16 protein-coding genes and 1 pseudogene are annotated in these 20,898 nt (G+C 70.0%); 11 read left to right on the top strand and 6 right to left on the bottom strand.

Going from position 1 to position 20,898, the window contains the following annotated elements:
• Positions 1-10 precede the first annotated feature (10 nt).
• The 4 genes from Q0Z83_RS22550 (at position 11) to Q0Z83_RS22565 (ending at position 3,493) form a co-directional block, all read left to right on the top strand.
• Positions 11-712: a YcnI family copper-binding membrane protein gene (locus tag Q0Z83_RS22550; protein ID WP_317795951.1), complete on the top strand. Its 702-nt coding sequence runs from the start codon at positions 11-13 to the stop codon at positions 710-712.
• Positions 709-2,382, top strand: coding sequence for a copper resistance CopC/CopD family protein (locus tag Q0Z83_RS22555; protein ID WP_317795952.1), 1,674 nt, complete (start codon positions 709-711; stop codon positions 2,380-2,382). The genes Q0Z83_RS22550 and Q0Z83_RS22555 overlap by 4 nt, the downstream gene beginning before the upstream one ends.
• 62 nt (positions 2,383-2,444) lie before the next feature.
• Positions 2,445-2,846, top strand: a complete 402-nt coding sequence (locus tag Q0Z83_RS22560) for a VOC family protein (RefSeq protein WP_317795953.1) — start codon at positions 2,445-2,447, stop codon at positions 2,844-2,846.
• Positions 2,847-2,998: 152 nt separating this feature from the next.
• Positions 2,999-3,493 (top strand): glutathione peroxidase, encoded by a 495-nt coding sequence (locus tag Q0Z83_RS22565; RefSeq protein WP_317795954.1) that lies wholly within the window; start codon positions 2,999-3,001, stop codon positions 3,491-3,493.
• Here Q0Z83_RS22565 and Q0Z83_RS22570 read toward each other — a convergent pair.
• Positions 3,490-4,515 carry a hypothetical protein gene (locus tag Q0Z83_RS22570; protein WP_317795955.1) on the bottom strand — a complete coding sequence of 342 codons (1,026 nt, stop codon included), beginning with the start codon at positions 4,513-4,515 and terminating at the stop codon, positions 3,490-3,492. The genes Q0Z83_RS22565 and Q0Z83_RS22570 overlap by 4 nt on opposite strands.
• A 180-nt stretch (positions 4,516-4,695) precedes the next feature.
• Between Q0Z83_RS22570 and Q0Z83_RS22575 the strand changes: the two genes are divergently transcribed.
• Positions 4,696-5,805, top strand: coding sequence for a helix-turn-helix domain-containing protein (locus Q0Z83_RS22575; RefSeq protein WP_317795956.1), 1,110 nt, complete (start codon positions 4,696-4,698; stop codon positions 5,803-5,805).
• A complete protein-coding gene (locus tag Q0Z83_RS22580; RefSeq protein WP_317795957.1) occupies positions 5,798-8,110 on the top strand; it encodes an ATP-binding protein in 2,313 nt (770 codons plus the stop codon). Before Q0Z83_RS22575 ends, Q0Z83_RS22580 begins: the two co-directional genes overlap by 8 nt.
• Before the next feature lie 42 nt (positions 8,111-8,152).
• On the opposite strand, the gene Q0Z83_RS22585 is transcribed toward Q0Z83_RS22580, so the two are convergent.
• Positions 8,153-8,905, bottom strand: coding sequence for a calcium-binding protein (locus Q0Z83_RS22585; protein ID WP_317795958.1), 753 nt, complete (start codon positions 8,903-8,905; stop codon positions 8,153-8,155).
• Between the two features lie 191 nt (positions 8,906-9,096).
• Between Q0Z83_RS22585 and glgX the strand changes: the two genes are divergently transcribed.
• The gene (glgX, locus tag Q0Z83_RS22590; RefSeq protein ID WP_317795959.1) at positions 9,097-11,199 is read left to right on the top strand and encodes a glycogen debranching protein GlgX; all 2,103 of its coding nucleotides are present in this window, start codon (positions 9,097-9,099) and stop codon (positions 11,197-11,199) included.
• A 117-nt stretch (positions 11,200-11,316) separates the two neighbouring features.
• On the opposite strand, the gene Q0Z83_RS22595 is transcribed toward glgX, so the two are convergent.
• Positions 11,317-12,396 carry a DUF1152 domain-containing protein gene (locus Q0Z83_RS22595; RefSeq protein ID WP_317795960.1) on the bottom strand — a complete coding sequence of 360 codons (1,080 nt, stop codon included), beginning with the start codon at positions 12,394-12,396 and terminating at the stop codon, positions 11,317-11,319.
• A 70-nt stretch (positions 12,397-12,466) separates the two neighbouring features.
• Between Q0Z83_RS22595 and Q0Z83_RS22600 the strand changes: the two genes are divergently transcribed.
• Positions 12,467-13,210: a GntR family transcriptional regulator gene (locus Q0Z83_RS22600; protein WP_317795961.1), complete on the top strand. Its 744-nt coding sequence runs from the start codon at positions 12,467-12,469 to the stop codon at positions 13,208-13,210.
• A gap of 414 nt (positions 13,211-13,624) precedes the next feature.
• A pseudogene (locus tag Q0Z83_RS55890) lies at positions 13,625-14,427 on the top strand (SAM-dependent methyltransferase).
• Between the two features lie 28 nt (positions 14,428-14,455).
• Here the strand turns inward: Q0Z83_RS55890 and Q0Z83_RS55895 are convergent.
• Positions 14,456-14,674, bottom strand: a complete 219-nt coding sequence (locus Q0Z83_RS55895) for a hypothetical protein (RefSeq protein ID WP_378078705.1) — start codon at positions 14,672-14,674, stop codon at positions 14,456-14,458.
• A 46-nt stretch (positions 14,675-14,720) separates the two neighbouring features.
• Positions 14,721-15,515: an ElyC/SanA/YdcF family protein gene (locus Q0Z83_RS22610; protein WP_317795963.1), complete on the bottom strand. Its 795-nt coding sequence runs from the start codon at positions 15,513-15,515 to the stop codon at positions 14,721-14,723.
• Between the two features lie 68 nt (positions 15,516-15,583).
• Here Q0Z83_RS22610 and Q0Z83_RS22615 point away from each other — a divergent pair, with 68 nt between their 5' ends.
• Positions 15,584-16,600, top strand: a complete 1,017-nt coding sequence (locus Q0Z83_RS22615; RefSeq protein ID WP_317795964.1) for a tetratricopeptide repeat protein — start codon at positions 15,584-15,586, stop codon at positions 16,598-16,600.
• Between the two features lie 79 nt (positions 16,601-16,679).
• Here the strand turns inward: Q0Z83_RS22615 and Q0Z83_RS22620 are convergent, their stop codons facing one another.
• A complete protein-coding gene (locus Q0Z83_RS22620) occupies positions 16,680-17,198 on the bottom strand; it encodes a hypothetical protein (RefSeq protein ID WP_317795965.1) in 519 nt (172 codons plus the stop codon).
• A 243-nt stretch (positions 17,199-17,441) separates the two neighbouring features.
• Between Q0Z83_RS22620 and Q0Z83_RS22625 the strand changes: the two genes are divergently transcribed.
• Entirely contained in the window at positions 17,442-20,789 is a 3,348-nt protein-coding gene (locus tag Q0Z83_RS22625; protein ID WP_317795966.1) for a family 16 glycoside hydrolase, read from the top strand.
• Positions 20,790-20,898 lie beyond the last annotated feature (109 nt).

The following is a 20,898-nucleotide window of genomic DNA, read 5'->3' on the forward strand; positions in this document are numbered from 1 at the left end:
AATGTGCGGCATGCGGCGCGAGGACAACGGATCCGGCGGAAGTCTCTGGTCACGACGTATCGCCCGGGTCGGCGCGGTCGCCCTGGCCGTCACCGTCGTCGGGCTCGCCTCCCCGGCGAGCGCCCACGTCACCGTCACACCCTCCACGACCGCGGCCGGCGCCCACGCCGTCCTGCAGTTCAGCGTCGCGCACGGCTGCGCAGACTCACCGACCACCGGGATCACCATTCAGATCCCCGCCCAGATCACCTCCGTCACCCCCACCCGCAACGCGTGGTGGCAGGTCTCGAAGCGAACGGAGAAGGTCGACCCACCGGTGACCGACGCCCACGGCAACCAGATCGTCGAACGGGTCACCGCCGTCACCTACCGCACCGACACCCCACTGCCGGACGGCTACCGCGACGTCCTCGAACTCGCGGTCCAACTACCCGAGACCCCCGGAACCGACCTGTTGTTCCCCACCGTCCAGACCTGCGCGACCGGCGAATCGGCGTGGATCGAGGTCCCCCAGAACGGGCAGACCCTCCACCGACTGGACCGACCCGCCCCGGGATTCGTCGTCTCCGCGGGCATCCACCACGCCGCCGAAACCCCGCCCGCACCCGCACCCGCACCGGGCAACGGCGTCACTCTCGCCGCACTACTGGCCGGGCTCGTCGGGTCGGCGCTCGCCGCCGTGTCGCTCTTCCAGCAGCACCGCCGGGCATGATCAGGCGACTCGGCGCCACCGCAATGCTGTTCGCGGCCGTGCTGCTCGGCACCGCCCAGCCCGCCGAGGCACACGCCGACCTGGTCCGGACCGATCCGGCTCAGGGCACGGTCGTGGCCACCGCACCGACCCGGATCCTGCTGACCTTCGACGAGGCCGTCCGCGGCGTACCCGACGGCGTGCAGATCTTCGACGCCCGAGGCGAACTCGTCGAGGCCCGCACGACCGTCACCGGCACCGAACTCGCCGTCACTCCGACCGGACCGCTCGGCACCGGCACGACCGTACTGACCTGGCGGGTCGTCTCGGACGACGGTCACCCCATCAGCGGCGCGCTCACCTTCGCGATCGGCGCCCCGACCACCCCGGCCGTGACGATGCCGGCCGGTGAGCCGAGCACCGTCCCGAACGCTCCCCGGCAACTCACCCTGGCCCGGTGGCTGGGCTACGCCGGCCTACTGCTCGCCGCCGGACTCGTCGTGTTCATCGCCGTCCTGCTACCCGCCGACCAGCGGCCCGGCTCCGGCCGCCTGTCCCTCGCGCTGCGGACCACCGCCGCCGTCGCCGCCGGAGCCTGGATCATCGCGGTCCCGATCACCGCGATCTACCTGCTCGGCGGCGGTCCGGGCCTGCTGACCCGGGCCGACACCTGGTCCTCGCTGCCACCGGCGGAGTGGGTCGTCGCCGCAACCGTGGCCGGTGGCCTGGCGGCAGCGGTCGCCCTCCTTCGACGGCGACGACCCGCCCCCACCGCGGAGGCCGACCGGCCGGTCACCGTCACCGCGCCCGGACCACGACGACGCATCGCCGCAGTGGTGGCCGCGACCATCGCCGCCACAGCACCCGCACTGACCGGGCACACCCGGGCAGCGAACCCGCAATCCCTCGTCATCGCCGCCGACGTGCTGCACCTACTCGCCGGCAGCATCTGGCTCGGCGGGCTGCTCGGGCTGGCGCTGACCCTGCCCGGTCTCGCCGGCCGGGCCGCCGCGGCCGAGACACTCGCCAGGTTCTCCACCGCGGCCGCCATCGTGCTCGCCGCCCTGGTCGCCACCGGAACACTGCTCGGCTGGCGGATCCTCGGATCGTGGAGCGCCCTGGTCACCACCGACTACGGACGGCTGCTCCTCACCAAGATCGCCATCGCCGTCGCCGTCGTCGTCGTCGCGGCATGGAACAGATGGTCGTTACTCCCCCGGCTTCGACAGGCGTCGCGACGACCGGAACGCACCCGGCCGATCGTCCGCGCCGTCACGATCGAGGGGACGCTGCTGCTGGCCGCCCTGCTCGTCACCGGATTCCTCGTCGACACCAGCCCCGACAGCACCGCCACGCCCGCCTCCGCCGTCGCCGATCCCGGCCCGCGCACCACCACCTTGGGCGACATCCAGGTACAGGCCGACCTCGCACCCCTGACCCGCGGCACCAACACCATCACCCTGCGGATGACCTCCGCGACCGGCGAGCCGGCCGAGGGCGTCGCACCACCTGTCGTACGGCTGAACACCGACCGTGCCTCCCTCGGCGCCATCCCGCTGACCCAGGTATCACCGGGTTTCTACACCGCGCAGGTGGTGATCCCGGCCCCCGGCACCTGGCGACTGCAGGTGTCCCTGCGGGTCACCGAGTTCACCAACCCGGTGGCCGAACTGGACTTCGAGATCAGTTGACGCCGCGCTTCCCAGGCCCGGGAAACACCAGGCGCATACCGAGGTCGCGATAGCGTGCCGGAATGACAGGTGGACCGGCCCGGTTCGGCGGGCGTGAGGATGTGACGCTCGTGGTGGTCCTGGACGTCGCCGACCTGGACCGGGCGGCGACGTTCTGGGCCGGTGTGCTCGGCTATGACCCCGGACCCGACTCCCCCGGGATCTACCGGCAGGTGCTGCCCGCCGACGGCAACGGCATCGAGCTGCTGTTGCAGAAGGTCACCGAGCCGCACGCCGGCAAGAACCGCATGCACCTGGACCTGCGCGTGCCCGACCTGGCCGCCGAGCTGGCGCGGGTGCAGGCACTGGGCGCACGCCGCCTCACGAGCGAACCGATCGAGGAACACGGCTGGGTCTGGCACGTCCTGGCCGACCCCGACGGCAACGAGTTCTGTGTGCTCCAGCCCCCGGCGGATGGCAAGTGAGGCCGGTCGCGCTGCGCGACGCAGGCGGATCTCTCGCCGTCACCCCGACCGTCCGGGCGGTGCCGCCGGCGGGCACGGCCGCGCACGTGTGGTCGTGCCCGCGATCCCGGCCTACGCTGGCCCGGGAAGATCCACGGATCGCTGGAGGAAACGTGACCGTCCATGACGTCCAGATCGCTGATCTGCACGGAAAGCCGCTGGACCTCGCCGAGTTCCGGGGCTCGGCGACGCTGGTCGTCAACGTGGCCTCCCGGTGCGGGCTGACGCCGCAGTACTCCGGGCTGGAGCAGCTTCACGAGCGGTATGCGGACCGCGGGTTCAGCGTGCTCGGTGTGCCGTGCAACCAGTTCGGCGGCCAGGAGCCGGGCACCGCTGAGGAGATCGAGGAGTTCTGCAGCACGACGTACGGGGTGACGTTCCCGATGACCGAGAAGATCGAGGTCAACGGCGACGGGCGGCACCCCCTCTACCAGGAGCTGACCACGGCGTCCGACGCCGAGGGGCACAGCGGTGACATCCGCTGGAACTTCGAGAAGTTCCTGGTCGGGCCGGACGGCACGGTCCTGGCCCGGTTCGGCCCGCGGGTCACCCCGGATGACCCTGAGCTGGTCGCGGCGCTTGAGGCGGCTCTGCCGTCGAGCGATTAGGACGTGGACTCGTCGTCGGCCCGCGATGGACGGTCCGGCGAGGCCGGTCGGCCGTTCGGGAGCGTTTTGCGGCCGAACAGGCGCGCCAAGCCCTGTTTGACGCCGTCCTGGGCCAGGGCGAGGACGAGCGCCCACACGAAGGCCAGCACCCAGCCGGTCCACTCGGCCAGCGACACCTGGGTGATGCTCCGGACCGGCTCGTGCCGGGACACCGGACTCAGCAGACTCAACTCCACCGATGAGTCTCCGCTGACGATCCGCCGCTGCTCGCCGGCCGGGACCGGCTCGGCCTCGCTCGGTGGGTTGGTGGCCGCGATCACGTTACGCCCGGCCTCGATCAGGATCTCGGAGTCGTCCGCCGGGGTGAAGACGACCCGCCGGGCCCACGGTGCGGGCGAGCCGGGGCCGGTGGAGGCACTGAGCGGCGTCGCCGCGAACAACTCGATGTCGGGGATCGCCAGCGACTGGCGGGACACCAGCGGGAACATCCCGCCCTGGGCGGACTCGACGCTGCGGCGGCGGGTGAAAACGGCTTCATCCCCGTCCAGGATGCGGGTGAAGACCCAGCCCTGCTTCGCGAGGATGCCCTCCAGAGTCCGGAGGTCCTCCGCCAACGTGCGGCGGAACTCCTCCGGCGCCGACGGGTCGATCTGGTCGTCGAACCAGGCGCCGTCGGCCGCCACGGCTTCGACGACCCGGTCGGCCGGCACCGTGATCTCGTCGACGATGTCCCACCGGGTGCCATCGGGGATGAGCGTGGCCGCCACTCGGTAGTGGATGCTCCAGCCGAATTCGGCCGGGGCACAGCCGGCCAGCCACAGCAGGGCGATCACCAGGGTGAAGGCGACGAACTTGAAGGCGTAGGAGATACGCCAGAACAGGAACGCGAGCAGCACCCCCACCCCGACCGGCACCAGCAGCCGCACGTTGGCCACGACCAGGGCGAGGGTGCCGACCGTGATGACCGGCAGGGCCATCGGCAGGCGCCGGTCGACCGCCTTCCGCCATGGTGTCCGCTGCATGCCATTGATCCTGCCCCAGGCGTGCCACTGAGGGATCGTCGGCTTTCCGCATGATCACATGGTGGCGTCGTGGTATACGGGGCGCCATTCGCTCGGACCGTCGTTTATCCCTCTATAGTGGAGCATCGCGGGACGGCCGGCTGAAGGCTATCGCCGTTTGCTGGCGAGAGGGGCCCGCAGTTGGGCGCGCAATCCGGTGAGGACTCCCGGGACGGATCAGACCTCGCCGACGTGCGTTCCGTCGAGGATCTGGCCGGGGTACTACGCCAGTTGCGGCGACGGCAGGCACACCGGCAGGCCCGGCCCGCGCTGACGTATCGGGAGCTCGCCGATCTGGCCGGCTGGTCGCACGGCATCATCGGCGAATATCTGTCCGGCAAGATCCTTCCGCCGCCGGATCGGTTCGATGTGCTGGTCGAGCTGCTCGGTGCCGGGCCGGCCGAGCGCGGCCGGCTGGCGACCGTCCGGGACCGGGTCGACGACACCCGCCGAGTGTTCGCGCAGGCCGGTCTGCCGGGGCCGCAGCATCCGGTGCCCCGGCAGCTTCCGCCGGACATCGCGTCGTTCGCCGGGCGCGCCGACGCCCTGGCCGCACTGGACGCCGCGCTGGCCGATCAAGCCCGGCAGCGCGCCGTCGTCATCGCCCTGATCTGGGGTGGGCCGGGAATCGGCAAGTCCGCCCTGGCCGCCCACTGGGCCCGGCGGGTCGCCGACCGGTTCCCCGACGGCCAGCTGCACACCGCTGTCGGCGACGGTTCCACCGACGCCGCCGAGACGGTTCGGGGACTGCTGGAGTCTCTCGGTGTCCCGGCCGACGGGATACCCGGCCCCCTCGATCAGCGTTCGGCGCTGTTGCGCAGCCTGTTGTCCGGACGGCGGCTGCTCATCGTGCTGGACGACGTCGCCACCGCCGAACAGGTCCGCCTGATGCTGCCCGGCACGCCGGGCAACATGGTCCTGGTGACCAGCCGGACCGCGTTGACCGGCCTGGTCGCGATCGAGAACGCCCGCCCGGTGCCGCTCGGCCCGCTGTCCGCGTCGGAGAGTCGGCTCGTGCTGGCCCGGCGGCTCGGCGACGACCGGCTGCGGACCGATCCCACGGCCGTCGATCGTGTCGTCGACGCCTGCCGAGGGCTGCCGCTGGCCCTGGCCGCGGCGGCCGCCTTCGCCGCCACCCGCCCGAGTTTCCCGCTGAGCACCCTCGCCGACGAGATCACCACCCACGGCTGGACGGCCCTACTCCCTTCGACCGACCGGAAGCCGGCAGCACGAGGAGCGAACAATGACTGACGGCCCGGAAACGGCGGCGGCCCAGGTGGCCACGATCGACGACCTGGCAAAGCTGCTGCGTACGCTCCGGGCACGGGCGGCCGGCCCGAGCTATCGCGACATCGCCGCACGTGCCGGATGGTCCACCGGCATCATCGGCGCCTATCTGAGTGGAAAGACCCTCCCACCGGCCGGCCGCTTCGACATGCTGGTGCGGCTGCTCGGAGCCACCGAGCAGGAGATCGGCCCGCTACGCGCGGCCCGGGACCGGGCCGAGGAGAACCGCGGCGGCGTACGCCCGGACACCGGCCCACGCCCGGTGGTGCGCCAACTGCCCGGCGACGTCCCCGCGTTCACCGGCCGCACGGAGGCCCTGGCCACCCTCGACCGCCTGTTCCAACCGGCTTCCGGCCACCCGACCGTGGTCATCTCCGCGGTCTCCGGCGCGGCCGGAATCGGCAAGACCGCCCTCGCCCTGCACTGGGCGAACCGCTCGATGCGCTCGTTCCCGGACGGTCAGCTCTACGTCAACCTGCGCGGCTTCGACCCCGGCGGACGGCATCTCGCACCGGAGACGGCGCTGCGCGGTTTCCTCGAAGCCCTGGGCGTACCCGCCACTCAGACACCGACCACGAGGGAGGCGCAGGTCAACCTCTACCGGAGCCTCCTGGCCCGTAAGCGGGTCCTGGTCGTGCTCGACAACGCCGCCTCCGCCGATCAGGTCCGCCCGCTGCTCCCGGCCACCCCCGGCTGCGGCGCCCTGATCACCAGCCGCGACGAGCTGCGCCACCTGGTCGCCGTGGTGGATGCCAAACCGCTGATCCTCGGCCTGCTCAGCCACCCCGAGTCGGTGGCCCTGCTGGCGGCCCGTCTCGGCGCCGGCCGGGTGACGGCCGAACCGGAGGCGGTCGACCGGATCGTCACCGCCTGCGCCCGCCTGCCGCTCGCGCTGGTGGTCGCGGCGGCCCGCGCGGCCCTGGCCCCGCAGGCACCGCTCGCCGTGCTCGCCGACGAACTGGCCGCCACCGCCGGCGACCGGCTCGACGCTCTGGACGGCGGCGATCCGGCGGCCGACGTCCGTACCGTCTTCTCCTGGTCCTATCGGCATCTCAGCCCGTCGGCGGCCCGGCTGTTCCGGCTGCTGGGTCTGCATCCCGGCGCCGACCTGACCGTCGCCGCGGCAGCCGCTCTCGCGGCCGAGACCATCACGGGGGTACGCCCACCGCTCACCGAACTGGCCGGAGCCGGACTGATCGAGGAGCACCGGCCCGGCCGCTACACGTGGCACGACCTGCTACGCGCCTATGCCACGGAACTGGCCGGCGCCGAGACGGCACCGCAGCGGGCCGACGCGACCGGGCGGATCCTCGACCACTACCTGCACACCGCGCACCGGGCGGCCATGCTGCTCAATCCGCACCGCGACCCGATCACCCCGCACCCGGCCGCCGACGGGGTGCTCCCGGAGCAGATCACCGACCGGGACACCGCTCACGGCTGGCTCACCCGAGAGCACGCGAACCTCCGTGCCGCCGTCGACTGCGCCGCCGACACCGGCATGGACCGGCACGCGTATCAGTTGGCGTGGACGCTCACCGACTTCCTGCACGGCCGTAACGACTGGGCCGGGGAGATCGCCACGCAGCAGGTGGCGCTGCAGGCGGCCCGCCGGCTGGACGACCCGGCCGGGCAGGCGCGGGCCCACCGCTACATCGGCCGGGCGAACGCCCATCTGGGCCGGCACACCGAGGCGATGACCTGGCTGGAGACCGCGCTGAAGATGCACTCCGAGCTCGGCGCCGACACCAGCGCGGCCCGCACCCACCTCAACATCGGCTGGGTACTCGACCAGCAGTCCCGGCACGCGGACGCGCTGCACCACACCGAGCAGGCGCTGCGACTGTTCGAGTCCCGTGGCCATCGGATCGGGGTGCAGTACGCCCTGAACGGCATCAGCTGGTATCACGGTCTGCTCGGCGATCACGGGAAGGCGCTGGCCACCGGGGTCGCGGCGCTGGCGGTCGCGCGGGAACTCGATGACCGGCTGGCCGAGGCGTGCACGCTCGACAGCGTCGGGATGGCCCACCATTACCTGGGTCAGGACGAGCGGGCCACCGCCTGTTTCACCGAGGCACTGGCGATGTATCGGGAGCTGGGCAACCGGCATCTGGAGGCCGATCTGCGCATCCGGGTGGGCGACCACGACGCGCTTCGTGGGGACGCGGCTTCCGCCCGTACCCAATGGGAATCCGCTCTCGTGTTGTTGGAAGCCCTCGACCACGCCGACGCCGCCAAGGTCCGGGCCCGCTTGGACGACCTGGCGTGACGGCGGGCAGCCGTGGGTGGCTCCCACGGCTGCCCGGGCGGGTCAGAAGGACAGTTCGCAGTTGGATTTGACGTCGATGTTGTTGTCGCAGCGGTCGATGGTTCCGGCACCGCCGTCACCGATGTCGGCGCCGACCGGGTCGAGCAGGAAGTCGTCGCCGTTGCCGCCGCGCAGGTCGTCGTTGCCCTCGCCGCCGGCGATCACGTCGCCGCCGCCGTCACCGCTGACCAGGTCGGCGCCGGCGCCGCCGTTGATCTGGTCGTCGCCGTCGCCGCCCAGCAGGTTGTCGTTGCCGGGGCTGTCCAGCAGCGCGTCGTTGCCGGCACCGCCGTTGACCCAGTCGTCACCGTTGCCCGGGTAGACGTTGTCGTTCTCGGCGCCGCCGTTGAGGGTGTCGTTGCCGTCGCCGCCGAACAGGGCGTCGTTGCCCGCGTCGCCGTTCAGGCCGTCGTTGCCGGCGTCGCCGTTGATGACGTCGAGGCCGCCCTCCCCGAAGATGACGTCCTGGCCGTCGCCGCCCTGGGCGACGTCGTTCCCGTCACCGAGACAGATCGTGTCGTTGCCGCCCAGGCCCAGTACCACGTCGTTGCCGGCCAGCGCGGCGATCACGTCGGCGCCGTCGGTGCCGATCAGGTTGTCGTTACCGATGCCGCCGACGATCGTCGCGGTCAAGCCGTTGCAGAGGGTGGCGGCGTACGCGGCGGACGGCCCGGCGACGCCTCCCCCGGTGCCGGCCGCGATCAGCAGAGCAGCGGCCGCCGCACGCCGGGCCCATACCTTCGGCAGTTTTTTCACGTGTTCCTCCCGATGTCGACTCCGGTGACCCTTCGGGGCCATCCGGCTGCCCTGGATCCTGGTCGGCGACGGGAGCATTCCGGTTCGGAATGGACAACGCTGGACAGCACCGCCCGTTTACCGGCGACGCGGGCGGGTAGGCGGTTCCGGGTTCACGGTGATCATGAGACGGATGACGAGGTAGCCGAGCAATGCACATCTGGCCGGGCAATCCGTACCCGCTGGGGGCGTCCTACGACGGTGGGGGTACGAACTTCGCACTGTTCTCCGAAACGGCCACACGGGTGGAACTGTGCCTGTTCGACGAGGACGGCAAGGAGACCCGGATCGACCTGCCGGAGCGGGAGGCGCTGGTCTGGCACGGCTACCTGCCGCGGATCGTGCCGGGGCAGCGGTACGGCTACCGGGTGCACGGCCCCTACGACCCGTCACGCGGACTGCGCTGCAACCCGTCGAAACTGCTACTCGACCCCTACGCGAAGGCCGTCGACGGCGACTACCGCTGGGATCAGGCGCACTTCTCCTACGACTTCGGTGATGAAGACTCGTACAACGAGGCCGATTCGGCGCCCTTCTCACCACGCTCCGTGGTGATCAACCCGTATTTCGACTGGGACAACGACCGGCCGCTGAAGGTGCCCTTCCACCAGACCGTGATCTACGAGGCACACGTCAAGGGCATGACGATCCGACACCCCGAGATCCCCGCAGATGTACGGGGCACCTATTCCGGCCTGGCCCATCCGGTGATGATCCGGCACCTGAAGCGACTCGGGGTGACCGCCGTCGAACTGATGCCGGTGCACCAGTTCGTCCACGACAGCACCCTGGCCGACCGCGGACTGAGCAACTACTGGGGCTACAACACCATCGGTTTCTTCGCCCCGCACAACGGCTACTCCAGTTTCGGCGGCGACGGCGGGCAGGTCCAGGAGTTCAAGGCCATGGTCAAGACCCTGCACCAGGCCGGCATCGAGGTGATCCTGGACGTCGTCTACAACCACACCGCCGAGGGCAACCACCTGGGCCCGACACTGTCGTTCCGCGGCATCGACAATCCGGCGTACTACCGGCTGGTCGACGAGGACCGGCGTTTCTACTACGACACCACCGGAACGGGCAACAGCCTCAACGTCCGCCATCACGAGTCGCTGCGGCTGATCATGGACAGCCTGCGCTACTGGGTGACCGAGATGCACGTCGACGGGTTCCGGTTCGACCTGGCCGCCGCCCTGGCCCGGGAGTTCCACGAGGTGGACCGGCTGGCCGCGTTCTTCGACCTGGTCAACCAGGACCCGGTGGTCTCGCAGGTCAAACTGATCGCCGAACCCTGGGACGTCGGCGACGGCGGTTATCAGGTCGGCGGATTCCCACCCAACTGGACCGAGTGGAACGGTAGATACCGCGACTCGGTCCGCGATTTCTGGCGTGGTGAGCCGTCCAGTCTCGGTGAGTTCGCCTCCCGTTTCACCGGCAGTTCCGACCTTTACCAGGATGACGGCCGCCGCCCCATCGCGTCGATCAACTTCGTCACCGCGCACGACGGTTTCACCCTGCACGACCTGGTCTCCTACAACGAGAAACACAACGACGCCAACGGCGAGGACAACAACGACGGGGAGAGCCACAACCGGTCGTGGAACTGCGGCGTCGAGGGCGAGACCGACGACCCCGAGATCCGCGGACTCCGGGAACGCCAGAAACGGAACTTCCTGGCCACCCTGCTGCTCAGCCAGGGCGTGCCGATGATCGCCCACGGCGACGAACACGGACGCACCCAGCACGGCAACAACAACGTCTACGCCCAGGACAACGAGATCTCCTGGACCGACTGGGCCGACGCGCGACACCAGACGGACCTGACCCGGTTCACCCGGCACCTGACCCGGCTGCGCGCCGAGCATCCGATCTTCCGCCGCCGACGGTTCTTCACCGGCGAGCCGATCGGCGAGGCCGGGCTCCCCGGGATCGCCTGGCTGCGCCGCGACGGCGAACCGATGACCGAACACGACTGGGACGCCGGTGCCGACCACACCCTCGCGGTGTTCCTCAACGGCGACGGCATCCCGGAACCGGACGCCCTCGGCGAACCGATCCGGGACGACTCCTTCCTGCTGATCTTCAACGCGTCGCCGCAAGACGCCGAGTTCGCGCTCCCGGGACCGGCGTTCGGGCAGATGTGGGAGGTCGTCGTGGACACCGGACGGCCCGAGGCCGACGAGGAGATCGTGAAGGCCCAGACGACGGTACGCGCCGAGTCCCGCAGCATGCTGGTGTTACGCCGACGGTACTGAACCAGGCGGCCGGGTGACCGCGGACGACTCCCGCGAGCGCCGAGGGTCGAAGACGGCATCGGGCCCTTCCGGGTATGACCAGTCACCACGATCACCGGCCTGAGGCACTGGTCGAAGCTAGTCGATGGTCGGTTCGGGCCTGACCTTCCAGAGGAGTCCGGCTTCGCGGGCGGGAATGTGTGCTGCCAGGAGTGCTCTCAAAGCCGCTACTTCAGTGAAGCCGAGCGCTTCGGCCAGCCGTCGGTAGGTCACGAAGTCGATGTTCCGCCGACGAGCCTCTCTCTCCCATTCGGGCAGGACGGCGAGCGTGTCGGCGGAGGCGGACCGGTGTCGTCGACGCTTCGCCGCTTTGGCTCGCTCGGCCTGCAACTCGGTGGAGCCCATAACCTCTACCGCGAGTCGCTCCGCGTCGAACATGGACTCGCTGGTGGCGAGGAGGCGAACCAGTGGATTGATGTCGGCGACCGTGGCCAGGTCGAGTTCGAGGACGGTCGGGCTTCGGTCGGTCAGGTGTACGGGTAGCCCGGCATCACGAATCTCGACCGTCCCGCGGAGGCCGAGCGTTGCGCAGGCGAGCAGTGCCGTGGCCTCGGTGGGGTGCCAATCGAGGATGGGCAGGTAGGGCTTCCACAGCTCGGGTACGAGGGTGTGCACGGTGACGTGGTCGCGTGCCCGCTCACAGACGACGTCCTCGATCAGCTCCCCGTCGAGCCCGGGGCCGGCGATCCATGCACTGCTGGGAAGTGCCAGGCAACCGGCAGCCGTCAGCGCGTCGGCGAATGGGCTTCGCAGACCGACGTCGCCGGGCCGTCCGAGCAGGTCACCACCGACGTCGACCAAGCGGAGGTGATCGGCACCCAGTTCCGTGGCCGCGTCCTGGATCTGTTGTCGCATGCCGTGAGCGCCGCGGGTCGGATCGAGCAGGATCAAGGGGAACGGAATCTCGCCGGCGAGGCGCGGCAGGGTGGATCCGGCAGGCGGGATGGGCCGGGTGTGGGTGGTGACCTGCCGCCAGCCTCGACGGGTCTCCAGCCCGGTGAAGTCGGCTGCACCTCGTGGGCCCGGGAGCGGGTCGATGATCAGCCGGTCCCAGGCCATCGTCGCGATCCCCACGGCCTCGTCCGAGGTGAGAGCGGATAGGGCCGCCGCCGCGATCACATCGCCGCCGCCGCCTGCGGCGACCAGTAGCGTTCCCATCTTGTCAGCCTATCGATGACATACTGACCGCATTGGCCAGTGGGCTATGCCAGTCACAGAAGGTAGCGAGTTGCCGGAGATTCAGCAGGTCCTGCCCAAGTACATGCAGATCGCCAACTTCGTGCGCGATCAGATTCTGCGTGGTGACCTCCAACCTGGCGACGAGGTGCCGTCGGAACGGCAGATCGCTGTCGAGTGGACTGTCGCCCGACCGACCGCCGCGCGAGCCTTGGAGGCTTTGCGCCACCAGGGTTTCGTGGAGAGCCGGCAGGGTTCGGGCACGTACGTGCGCGACCGCATGCGCCCCAATCGGCTGGCTCGGGAGCGCTACTCCCGGTCGAGGGACACCGGGAGGATCTATCCCGAGAACGAACGCGCGGTGATCCTTGCGGCGGACTACGACACCGCTCCGGATCATGTGGCGGAGGCACTCGGCCTCGATGCCGGCGCCCGGGTCGTACGCCGACAGCGGTTGATCCATGCCGATGACAAGCCGGTCGAACTGTCCACCGCCTGGTATGCCGGTGGCATCGGAGAGACGGCACCGAACCTGCTGATCCGGGAGCGGATCCGCGCCGGCACGATGGCCTATGTCGAGCAGGTGACCGGCCGCCAGGCGCGGTATGCACGGGATGAGATGAGTAGCCGGCTGGCGACCAATGGCGAGCGCGATGCTCTGCGTCTGCCGGAGCCATCGGCGGTCCTGGTCGTGCGTCACGTGGTGTACGACGTCGCCGATCACCCGTTGGAGTTCACCGAGGCGGTGTATCCGCCGGAACGCTGGGCGTTCGAGGCGACCTACCCGGTGGCGTGATCACCGGCTCCCGCTCCTGAAAACGAATCACTCGGCGCGCGTTTGCGTGCCGAGACTGGCCTATGCCACACTCCACAAAAGTGGCATAGGCCAGTGTGGTTCGGCCTTCCGACACTCGACCATCGGAGACCAGTGATGTTGGTGCCACGAACGGACCACCAGGCTGAGCGCCCCCTGTGGGACTGCACGACGTGTGGCGAGCCGTGGCCCTGCGCCGTCGCCAAGGTCGAACTGGTCGAGCAGTACCGGGATTTCCCGCACGGACTGGCCGTCCTGCTCGGTTCCTTCCTGGTCGAGGCGATCGACGACTGGGCGGCCGCGACAAGCGGTCCACCGGCCGACCTGTACGAGCGCTTCCTCGGCTGGTCGAAACCGTCCTCCGCACCCCGCCGTACCCGGACCGGCAGGCCCGAGATCGGGATTCCACATGTACCGGGTCGGCTCGATACCACCGGGCCGCATTCCGCCCGCGTCTACGACCACTGGCTCGGCGGCAAGGACAACTTCGCCGCCGACCGCGCCCTCGGCGACGCCATCACCCAGATGATGCCCGGCGTACGCCACATGGCCGCAGAGAGCCGCAAGTTCGTCAACCGGATCGCCCGTGACCTTGCCGCCAAGGAGAGCCTCCGCCAGTTCCTCGACATCGGTGCCGGGCTTCCCGCCCCGCCGAACCTGCACGAGACCGTCCAGAGCATCGATCCCACCACTCGGATCGTCTACGTGGACAACGACCCGCTCGTCCTCGCTCACGCCCGCGCGCTGATGACGAGCCACCCCGACGGCCGTGTCACCCACCTCGAAGCCGACCTGCGCCGACCCGCCACCATCCTGACCGCGACCGCACTGCACGACACCCTGGACCTCACCCGCCCCGTCGGGCTCACCCTGATCGCGATCCTCAGCCTGCTGCCCGACGCCGACGACCCCTGGGCATGCCTCGGCCGGCTACGCGACGCCCTACCGTCCGGCAGCTGCCTCGCCCTCACGCACCTCACGGCCGACCTCGACGCCGATGAGGTCAACGCCGCGGCAACCATCGCCACCAGCGCGGGCATGCCCTGGTTTCCCCGCACCCGCGACGCCGTGGAGCGGTTCTTCGGCGACTGGGAACTTCTCGACCCCGGCATCCGCACCGCATCGGCGTGGCGCTCCGACGAACCGGTCGACGCCTCGGAGGCCGCCACTGCTGGGCCGGCGTCGCTCGAAAGCCGTGACCGCCTGGTCGACCGCCACCCGTGGCCGTCAGTAGTCGGCTGCGGCGTCGTAGCCCGGGATGTCCACGGCCGCTGTCAGCATGAGCGCGATGACCATCGCGACGCCGATCAGAGAGCCGACGCCGACCACCGTGAACAGGGCGGTCCGCCCCAGCATGAGCACGCCGTCCAGGATCGCCCGGCTCAGCGGCGGGTGGGCGTGGGCGGCGGTCAGCAGCGGCTGGACGTCGATCTGGCTCGCGTTCATGCCCGTAACGATCGGCCCGGCACCTCAAGACGACCTCCAGCGACCGTCAGACCGCGCGCAACGATGGTGATCCGTCCGCCCACCTCGGATCGGCCGACCGCGGTGCCCCGGCCCCCATCCCGCGCAGGGCCTCGTACGCCCCTCTGACCTCGACGGGCACGGTCACGTGGGCGATGAACCCACGCCCGGCCGGGCCGTAACCGTCGGCGTCGTCGGTGAGCCGCGGGATCTCGCCCATCAGCAGGGAGACGTACCGGTCGACCGGCCACATGCCCTCCGGCGGCGTCGAGAACCCGAGGTCGCCGCCGATCAGGTCGATCGGTGTCCGGTGGGCGGCGAAGTTCACGATCCGCGCGTCCGGCGCGTGCAGCCGGAACCCGGCATCCATGCGCCGCTGCATCGAGGCGTCCTGAATCAGCAGGATTCGCTGGTGCGGTACGCCCTCGGCGGCGAGCAGGGCCAGCGCGTTACGGACGTTGTTGCCACAGTTGGTCGATTCGTGTTCCAGCACGTCGGCGCGTACGCCGTACCTCTCGTCGAGATATCGGTCGAAAAGGGCGGCCTCGGTCAGGCCGGCCACGTCGTCCCAGCCCATCCGGCGCCGCATCGCGGTGCGCAGCACGTCGGTGGAGTGGCCCTGACCGCCGACGATCATGAAGTGGGCGGCGATCCGGTCGCTGACCGCCCGGGCGAACAGGTCCCCACCGGCGAGGATGCTGCCGCCGAAGAGGATGGCGACATCCAGCTCGCCGACGGCGGCGCGGGTCAGCACCTCGACGTCACGCCGGGCGCAGAAGCCGACGAGGGTGTTGAGGTGCGCGACGGCCTCGGCTGCGATCATGGCCCCGAGGGTAGTCCGCACCGCGGTCTCTCGTTTCCGCTGCTGAACCTCCGGATAGGGTGCCCGCCGTGGATGCCGACGATCTCGACCGCCGCGCCCTGACGCAGACCGGATGCATTCCGCCGGCCATGGTGTCCCGGCTCGTCGAGCTCGGGCACGTCGACGAGGTGCGGTCGCTGGCCGGGCGCGGGGAGTGGTTCTGCGCCCGGGAGTGGGCACGACGGCTCGCCGGGCAGGGGCGGCAGGCGGAGGCGCTGGAGGTGCTCGCCCCGTACGTCGCGACGGGCTGGTGGGCGGCAGCCGAGGAGACGGCGCACCTGTTGGAGGGCTGGGGCCGGGTCGACGAGGCGATCGCCCTCCTGCGAGCGCGTGTCACCACCTCGGTCGACAACCGTGACCGGCTCGCCGACCTGCTGGCCCGGCACGACCGGATCGAGGACCTGCAGGAGTACGCGGCGGCCGAACATCACGGGCACGCCGCCCAGCGTCTCGCGGAACTGCTGGAGGAGCGCGGTGACGTGAACGGCGCGATCGCCGTGTACCGAGGGTCGACGAGCCGGCAGGGCAGCGGGCAGGTGCGTCTCGCGGAGCTTCTGACCCGTCATGGTCGAGGTGAGGAGGCGTTGGAGGTACTCCGGACGCTGGCCGACGCGCACAGCTCGGACGACTGGATCGTGCACACGCTCTGTGAGCACTACGCGGCCCTGGGGCGTCCCGAGGACGGTCTGGCCTACCTCGACGCCCGGAAGGAACGCCGGGGAGCCGAGGAGTGGGAGTTCTTCTGGATGCGGCTGCCGCTGATGGTCGCGTGCGGCCGTCGTGCGGAGGCCATCGAGCTCACGAAGGCGCATCCGGAGGGTGATTCCTGGTACGCGGCCAGGTCCATCGCCGAACTACTGGCCGACGAGGGACGCCACCAGGAGGCCGTCGACATCCTGGAACCGCACGACCTCGGCGACCTCATGGCGCAGCATCTCATCGAACTGGGACGGGTCGGCGACGCGGTGACGCTGCTGCAACGGCCCCGACCGCGGCCACCGGCACCGATGTGGACCGGTTCACCGGACGACCCGCCGCCGTTCTGAGGCCGGCGGAGCCCGACGCCGACCTTCGCGGGCGACCGTCGAGCCGCCGCCCGCGTCGGCCAAGGCCCCGGTCGCGCGCCTACGTCTCGTAGTAGGCCGGGGTCCGGCCGGCTCGGGCGTAGGCGAGCCAGTCGTCGACGTCGCGTTCGAGGCCGAGCCCGACCTCGTCGAACAGGTCCACCGTCCGGTCCGGGTCCCACGAATACGTGCGGCCGCTCGGCTGAACGCCGAGTTGCGCCAGAGCGGCGTTGATCGGCCACTGTTCGCGCGGGCCGTCGAACTCGTCGTCGAAGACCGGACCCCAGGCCGGCGCCCCGTCGCGCCACACGATGGCGCTCTGGTGTCCGTCGCCGCCGAAGAAGTCGGCCCGCACGAAGGCGACCGGTCCCGCGACCGACCACTCGGCGAGGGCCTGGCCGAACCGCGGGTTCAGCTGCTCGGCGAACGGCCCGCCGGCCGAGGTCCCGGCCAGTTCCGCGAACAACGCCTCACTCACCGGCGCCATCGCCAGGCCGTGGCGGAGTACGGCGACCGTGCCGTGGTCCACGCGGTCTCGCAGCAGGCCGGCCTCGGCGATGACAGCAGCCAGTTGGTACACGGGTCCCCCGAATCTTGAGCAGTCCACAGTCGATACAAATCGACGCGTTGTCAAGTACGAAAATCATGAATTCGTTTCAACACTCCCTACTTTCGCACGCCTCGATGAAAGTTCCGTTCACTCTCCTCGAAGATCTGGACCGAAACGCGAAAGACGCTTTACTGTGACGCCCTTCACACACTCGCGTTCGCCGATCCACCATCCACCGGAGGAGAACGGATGCTCAGGCCGTACCGAAGAATCATGTCCTTGATCTTGACCCTGGGCCTCACCGGCACGGCGGGCGCGCTCACCGCCTCGACCGCCCAGGCCGCGCCGCCCCCGCAGGAACCGGGCGTGACCCTGCGGATCTTCGACGTGCAGACCGCGCTGGACAAGCTCTGCACCCTCAAACCCGCGCAGACGCCGAACATCGACAAACTGATGCCGACCGTCAACTGGACCGGCGGCGACTTCGGCATCGAGGACAACTTCGTCGCGCAGGTGCTCGGCAACGTCACCGTCCCGACCGCCGGCGCCTACACGTTCCGCCTGACCAGCGACGACGGCTCCCGGCTGAGCGTCGCCGACACCCTGGTGATCAACCACGACGGCCTGCACGGCGCGACGGCCAAGGAGGGCGCGATCACCCTGGCCGCCGGCATCCACCCGCTGCGCATCGACTACTTCGAACGCGGCGGCGGGCAACAGCTCACCCTGGAGTGGCGTGCCCCCGGCGCCTCCGCCTTCACGCTGGTGCCGAACTCCGCGCTGAGCACCGACTCCGGCGTCGTCCGGGTGACCGCGCCCGGCCGCAAGGAGTGCGAGAGCGCCGGCGACTCCCCCGGTGACGGCCTGCCGCTGACCGGCGTGCACCCCGGTTACGACCTGACCAACCTGCGGCCCGGCGCCTTCCAGCCCAAGGTCACCGGCATGGACTGGTTCCCCGACGGGCGGCTCGCGGTGCTGACCTGGGGCGGCTCGGACGACTCGGGCACCTCGTCGGCGGGCGAGGTCTACATCCTCGGCAACGCGACGGGAAACACCGGTCCCGGCACCGTGACCACCAAGAAGGTCGCCGGCGGGCTCAAGGAACCGATGGGCCTCAAGATCGTCGACGGTGTGCTCTACGTGTCGGAGAAGACCAAGCTCACCCGGCTCGTCGACACCACCGGCGACGGGGTGACCGACCAGTACCAGACGGTCGCGACCTGGCCGTACGGCGGGAACTTCCACGAATTCGCCTTCGGCCTGCTCTACGAGGCGCCGAACTTCTACCTGAACCTGTCGGTGTCGATCAACTACGGCGGCAACACCACCAATCCCCAACCCGCGGCCAATCGGGGTACGACCATCAAGGTCAACAAGGACACCGGCGCGGTCTCCTACGTCGCCGGGGGTCTGCGCACCCCGCACGGCATCGGCTGGGGACCGGAGAACGGCCTGTTCGTCACCGACAACCAGGGCGGCTGGCTGCCGTCGTCGAAACTGTTGCACATCAAGCAGGACCGGTTCTTCAACCACTACATGACCCCGCCCGGCCCGTTCGACGCCAAACCGGTCACCGCGCCGGTGCTGTGGATGCCGCAGAACGAGATCGCCAACTCCCCCAGCACACCGGTGCTGGTCAAGGAGGGCGTCTTCGCCGGGCAAATGCTGATCGGCGACGTCACCTACGGCGGCATCCAGCGCGCCTACCTGGAGAAGGTCAACGGCGAGTACCAGGGCGCCCTGTTCCGACTCACCCAGGGCCTGGAGGCGGGCGTGTCGGAACTCAGCATCGGACCCGACGGCGCGATCTACGCGGGCGGGCTCGGCGCCGGCGGCAACTGGGGACAGACCGGCAAACTGAGTTACGGCCTGCAGAAGCTCAGCCCCAACGGCAAGAGCACCTTCGACATCCTGGCCATGCGCGCGAAGAACGGCGGCTTCGAACTCGAATACACCAAGCCGCTGTCCACCGAGACCGCCAACGCGCTGGCCGCCCGATACACCGTGAAACAGTGGCGCTACCAGCCCACCGCCTCCTACGGCGGTCCCAAGATCGACGAGCAGACCCTGACCGTCACCTCGGCCACCCTCTCCACCGACCGCAAGAAGGTCACGCTCACGATCAACGGCCTCAAAGCCGGGCATGTGGTGTACGTACGATCGCCGCGCCCCTTCTCCGCGGACACCGGTGAATCGCTCTGGAGCACGGAAGCCTGGTACACCCTCAACTCGCTGACCACCGGCGCACCGCCGGCGACCAGCACCTACCAGGCGGAGGACGCGGGCCTGTCCGGTGGCACCGGCGTGGCCACCGAACACGCCGGATACACCGGCTCCGGATTCGTGGCCGGCTACGGCACGGTGGGCGCGACCACGACGTTCACCGTCAACGTCACCTCGGCCGGCAGCTACGACGTGGCGCTGCGCTACGCCAACGGCCCCAACCCGTTCACCGGCACGAAGAAGATCAGCGTGTACGCCAACGGCGTCAAGGTCGGGCAGACGAGCCTGGCCGACACCGGCGCCTGGGCGAACTGGGCCACCAAGTCCGAGAGCATCCCGCTCAAGGCCGGCGCGAACACCATCGCCTACCGCTACGACACCGGCGACGACGGCCACGTCAACCTGGACGCGATCACGGTCAGCGGCGGCACCGGCCCGATCGTCGGGCTCGCCGGCAAGTGCCTGGACGTCAACAACGCCGGCACCGCCGACGGCACCAAGATCCAGCTGTGGACCTGCAACAGCAGCACGGCTCAGAGCTGGAGCCGGGTCGGCACCAGCTTCCGCGCCCTCGGCAAGTGCCTGGACGTCGACAACAGCGGCACCGCCAACGGCACCAAGGTGCAACTGTGGACCTGCAACAACTCGGCGGCACAGGCCTGGCAGCCGCAAGCCAACGGCTCCATCCTGAACCCGCAGTCCGGCAAGGTCCTGGACGTCCTCTCCGGCAGCTCCGCCGACGGCACCCAGGCCCACATCTGGGAGTACGCGGGCGCCGCCAGCCAGCACTGGACCCTGAGCGGCGGGTCCGGGTCGGTCGTGCTGTTCGACGGCGGCAACCTGAACGCCTGGCAGAAGACCGACGGCACCGCGGCGACCTGGCCGGTGTCCGGCGGGTCGGTGGAGGTGCTCGGCGGTGACATCCGCACCAAGCAGACCTTCACCGACTTCAAACTGCACGTCGAATGGTGGGAACCCACCCTACCGTCGGACGTGACCGGCCAGCAGCGCGGCAACAGCGGCATCTACCTGCAGGACCGCTACGAACTCCAGGTCCTCGACTCGTACGGCGACACCACCCTCGCCAACGACGAAGCCGGAAGCATCTACCTGAAGAAGGCGCCGGACAGCAACGCCGCGCGGGCGCCGGAGACCTGGCAGACCTACGACATCACGTTCCGGGCGGCCCGTTTCAACAGCTCCGGCACGAAGACCGAGAACGCCCGGGTGACAGTCGTCTGGAACGGCGTCACCGTCCACAACAACGTCGCGATCGACGGCCCCACCGGCGGCGGCGCCGCCGAGAGCGCCACACCGGGCTCGATCCGCCTGCAGGACCACGGTGACGCGGGCGCCAACGTCCGCTACCGCAACATCCGGATCGAACCGCTCGCCTGACCCTGCACACCGGCAGCCGCCGCCGTCGTCGACCGGACGACGGCGGCGGTTGCCTCCGTCTATACCTAGATCTACTATGCATTGCACTTCAAGGCATAGCACTTCTAGG

It is taken from the genome of Actinoplanes sichuanensis (assembly GCF_033097365.1).
Lineage (GTDB): Bacteria > Actinomycetota > Actinomycetes > Mycobacteriales > Micromonosporaceae > Actinoplanes > Actinoplanes sichuanensis.

Excerpts from the sequence above, each read along its gene's own strand:
- Q0Z83_RS22550 (WP_317795951.1), top strand. The coding sequence starts at position 11 with ATGCGGCGCGAGGACAACGGATCCGGCGGAAGTCTCTGGTCACGACGT.
- Q0Z83_RS22555 (WP_317795952.1), top strand. The coding sequence starts at position 709 with ATGATCAGGCGACTCGGCGCCACCGCAATGCTGTTCGCGGCCGTGCTG.
- Q0Z83_RS22560 (WP_317795953.1), top strand. The coding sequence starts at position 2,445 with ATGACAGGTGGACCGGCCCGGTTCGGCGGGCGTGAGGATGTGACGCTC.
- Q0Z83_RS22570 (WP_317795955.1), bottom strand. The coding sequence starts at position 4,515 with ATGCAGCGGACACCATGGCGGAAGGCGGTCGACCGGCGCCTGCCGATG.
- Q0Z83_RS22580 (WP_317795957.1), top strand. The coding sequence starts at position 5,798 with ATGACTGACGGCCCGGAAACGGCGGCGGCCCAGGTGGCCACGATCGAC.
- glgX (WP_317795959.1), top strand. The coding sequence starts at position 9,097 with ATGCACATCTGGCCGGGCAATCCGTACCCGCTGGGGGCGTCCTACGAC.
- Q0Z83_RS22595 (WP_317795960.1), bottom strand. The coding sequence starts at position 12,396 with ATGGGAACGCTACTGGTCGCCGCAGGCGGCGGCGGCGATGTGATCGCG.
- Q0Z83_RS55895 (WP_378078705.1), bottom strand. The coding sequence starts at position 14,674 with ATGAACGCGAGCCAGATCGACGTCCAGCCGCTGCTGACCGCCGCCCAC.
- Q0Z83_RS22610 (WP_317795963.1), bottom strand. The coding sequence starts at position 15,515 with ATGATCGCAGCCGAGGCCGTCGCGCACCTCAACACCCTCGTCGGCTTC.
- Q0Z83_RS22625 (WP_317795966.1), top strand. The coding sequence starts at position 17,442 with ATGTCCTTGATCTTGACCCTGGGCCTCACCGGCACGGCGGGCGCGCTC.